The 3,863-nt window shown below is 74.3% G+C and carries 1 protein-coding gene and 1 pseudogene; one reads left to right on the top strand and one right to left on the bottom strand.

Annotated elements, in window-relative coordinates; translation table 11 throughout:
• Window positions 1-2,703, top strand: a 2,703-nt coding sequence (locus J0670_RS32645; RefSeq protein ID WP_207815712.1) for a hypothetical protein, incomplete at its 5' end; no start/stop codon positions are given.
• A 204-nt stretch (window positions 2,704-2,907) separates the two neighbouring features.
• On the opposite strand, the pseudogene J0670_RS32640 reads toward J0670_RS32645, so the two are convergent.
• Window positions 2,908-3,863: pseudogene (locus J0670_RS32640) on the bottom strand (NACHT domain-containing protein); the annotation flags it as partial.

Here is a 3,863-nt window from a genome sequence, read left to right as displayed (position 1 = left end):
GCCCTCGCCCTGGTCACCGTCTTCCTCGCGGCGGCCTTCCCCCGTCTCGCCGACCGCGGCGCCGACGCGGCGCTCCAGGGCTTCGTCAGCCGGAACGGCTTCATCCAGAGCAGCCTGCAGACCACCTCCAAGGTCGTCGACGACGACGAGGCGCTCAAGCTCGACCGGGTGCAGCAGACCCTGGTCGAGACGTTCGGCCGTGAGCTGACGCTGGCCCGGTCGGGCGGGGCCTACGGTGCCCGCGCCCTGAGCGACCGCGGCATGGGCAATCCGGAGTACGTGCGGATCGCGGAGAAGAGGACCGACCCGGTCCTCGGGCTGCTCTACCTGCCCGGCCTGGCCGCCCGGGTCACCCTCACCGACGGCACCTGGCCGACCCCCGGCGCCGTCGGCGATCCGCTGCCGATCGTGATCAGCAAGAAGGCCGCCGAGACCATCCACATCAAGCTCGGTGACGTCATCGACAACGGCGTCGAGGGCTCGGGCGCCAAGCGGACCACCGTGGTGGTCGGCCTCTACCAGGTCAACGACCCCCAGGACCCGTTCTGGGAGGACCTCGGCTGCCCTGCCCGCGCCTGCCTGAGGCTCGACCCCGAGCACGAGCACTGGATGACCAGCGGATTCGTCGACGGAGGCAGCCTGCCCGCGATGGCCCGCTGGGGTTCGAACGCCGAGAACTTCTGGCGGCTGCCCGTCGACCCCGCCTCACTGCACGCCGACCGGCTCGACCGCACCCGCGGCGCCGTCAGCTCCTTCCTGACCGGGCCCGGTGCCACCGCCCTGGCCGGCACGACCGGGCGCGCCGACCTGCACACCTCCTCGGGCCTTCCCGACATCCTCAGCCGGGCGGACGAGCGCTACCGGGCCTCGCTGCCGCTCAGCACGATCGGCCCGGTCGGCGTCGCGGGCGTCGCCGCCGTGGTGCTGTTCCTGGCCGCCGCGCTCACCACCGACCGGCGCGCCGCCGAGATCCGGCTGCTCCGGGCCCGCGGCGGATCCCTCGCCGGGGTGCTGCGACGGCTGCTCGGCGAGGGGGCGGTCATCGTCCTGCCGGCCGCCGTGCTCGGCACGGCCCTCGCCCTGGTGCTGCTGCCCACTCCCCGGTGGGACCGCTCGGTGATGTCGGCCCTGGTCGCGACCCTGATCGCCCTGCTGGCCTTTCCGGCCCGCGCGGCCCTGCTGTGGGCACGCCGACGGGCGGTCGGCGGCCGGCGCCGGCTGGTCGGCGAACTCGCCGTCCTGGCGGTCACCGTCGCGGCCGTGGCGGAGGTCCGGCGCCGGGGCGTCGGCCACTCCGGGGCCGCGGTGGACCCGCTGCTGGTGGCCGCCCCGCTGCTGCTCGCCGTCACCGGAGGGCTGCTGCTGGCCCGGATCGAGCCGGTGGCGGTCGGCTGGCTGTCCGCCCTCGCCGGCCGGGGCCGCGGCCTGATCGGCTTCCTCGGCCTGGCCCGGGCCGCCCGCGACACCGCGGGCCGCCGCCGGCCCTCCGTGCTGCCGCTGCTGGCCCTGCTGATCGCCGTCACCACGACCGGCTTCGGCGCCACCGTGCTCGACACCGTCGATCAGGTGCGGACCCGCGCCGCGCGCATCGCCACGGGCGGGGACATCCGCGTCTCCCTCCCGGACTACGCCACCCTGACCGGGTCGTTCACCGAGGCCGCCGCCGCGCTGCCGGGCGTCCGGGCCTCGACCGGGGCCTGGGTCGAGCCCAAGGCCCGCCTCGTCGGCGCCGACCAGACCTACACCGAGGCCTACCTGGTGATGGTGGTCGATCCGGCGGCGTACGCCGAGGTCGCCCGGACCCTCGGGGCCGGCGAGTTCGACCCGGCGAAGCTCGCCGCAGCCCCCGGCGGCCGGGACACCCCCGTGCCCGCCCTGGTCAGCCGCGACCTGGCCAAACGCCTGGCCGCAGGCTCGTCCCAGGTACGCACGCCCAACGGCAGCGACCTACGCCTCACCGTCGCCGCGACCGTCGGCGCCACCCCCGCCCTGCCGGACCCGGGCAAGCCGTTCGTCGTGGTGCCCGCCGGCCCCGCCTGGGAGCGACTGCCGGACGCCAAGCGGGTGAACGAGTGGTTCGCCGTCGGCGACGTCGACCCCGAAGGGGTCAGGACGGCCCTGCGGGACAACAGCGGGGCCCGGCCGGTCGGTCTGGCCAAGCTGATCGCGGACGGCGCCACCGCCGTCGGCAAGGACACCCACGGCCTGCCTGCGGGATACACGGTGCACAGCAGCGCCGAGGCCACCACCGCGCTCGGCGACGACCCGCTGCAGCACGCCGCCGGACGGCTGTTCTGGTACGGGGCCGCCGCCAGTGCCGGGTTCGCCCTGCTCGCCGTGCTGCTGACGCTGTTCCGGGCCGCGCCCGACCGTACGGCGCTGCTCGCCCGGCTGCGCACCATGGGCCTGCGGCCCCGCCAGGGGCTGGTGCTGATCGTCACCGAGGCGCTGCCGCAGACCGTGGCGGCGGCCGTCGGCGGCGGACTGGTCGCGGTCGCGGCGGTCGCCCTGCTGGGCGGCGCCTTCGACATCTCGACGCTGGTCGGTGCCAGGGTCGGGGAGGTCATCACCCCCGTGCTGCTGCCCGTGCTGCTGCCCACCGCGGGCCTGGCCCTGCTGGTCGGCCTCGGGGTGGTGCTGGAGACGCTGGTCGCCGGCCGCCGCCAGATCGCCACCGAACTGCGGGCGGGGGAGCGGTCATGACAGCGTTACCAGCGGTCCGGACCCGCGTAGCGCACCTCCAGCAGCAACTGCTGCACTCTCGCGGGGGCCGCCACGTCGCCAGCCGCGGCAACGAGGCATAGTCCGCACGGGGTGCAGGCCTCGGGCGGCGGCGCCATGGGCGCAGGTCCCCTGGGGTGTGTCCCCCTCCGTGCCCGGCCAGTCGGTGGCTTCGGCATCGACCGGTCAGGGTCGGCGTTCGGCCAGGTGGCGCTGGAGGTCGAGGTGGCGGAACTGGTACACCGCCCCTGCCTGTCGCAGTACCCCTCGGCGCTCGTGCGCGTCCGCCAGGAAGCCCATCAGCCGCCAGGGCACACGGCCGCGCGCGGCCAGCACGAACCGTGCCACCACGAATTTCCACCACACCGATCTGGCGAGCGCCAGTAGGAGCCCCAACAGCAGCCCGGCCCAGAGCCCGACTCCGAGTCCGGTCACGAGTCCACCTGCGAGCCCGACTCCGAGTCCGGTGACGAGACCGGTCAGGAGCCAAGTCGTGAGCCCGATCGTCCAGAAGGTGCGGCGGTCGCGCGCCAGAACGGCGCTTGGTCCCACGGAGGTGGCCAGGTCGGACGGCACCGAGCTGAGCCCGTTTTCGATCGCGAAGATCAGCCCGTACACGAGGACGGTCACGAACGCGGTCTGAAGCCCCGCGTGAAGCCCGCCGGCTACGAGCCCGCCGGCGAAGACGCCCGCGAGGATCAGCAGGGGTAGGCCCTTGAATCTGGACCAATCCGGTGCCCAGCGGATCCCCGCACTCGGGTCGGCGTCCACCTTGCTCATTCTCTCCGCGACTGCCCAGGACAGGTACCCACTGGCGATTGCGGGAATCAGGCCGATGATCAACCCGACAGTGAGCCCGAGCGCGAGATCGCCACTGAGCCCGAGCGCGAGACCGAATGCCAGCTCGAACGCCAGCCCGAACATCAGCCCGGACGTGAGGCCGGCCACGAGGCCCAGCCGATGCCTGGCCAGGGCCTTGTGAAGGTGCCACCAGGCAAGGTCGGGGGTGCCGCCGAGGTTGTACTCGAGGTGGCGGGCGAGGAAGGCGAGCGTTTCCTGACCCTGCTGGGCGCTCCATGGGCTGGGGTGGTGCGGGTGGGGGCGGTATGCGGCCGGGACGAACGCCGCGAACAGGTGCGCTT

The sequence above is a fragment of the Streptomyces sp. FH025 genome (assembly GCF_017427025.1).
Taxonomy (GTDB): Bacteria; Actinomycetota; Actinomycetes; order Streptomycetales; family Streptomycetaceae; genus Kitasatospora.
This window is presented reverse-complemented; position numbering and strand designations above follow the sequence as displayed.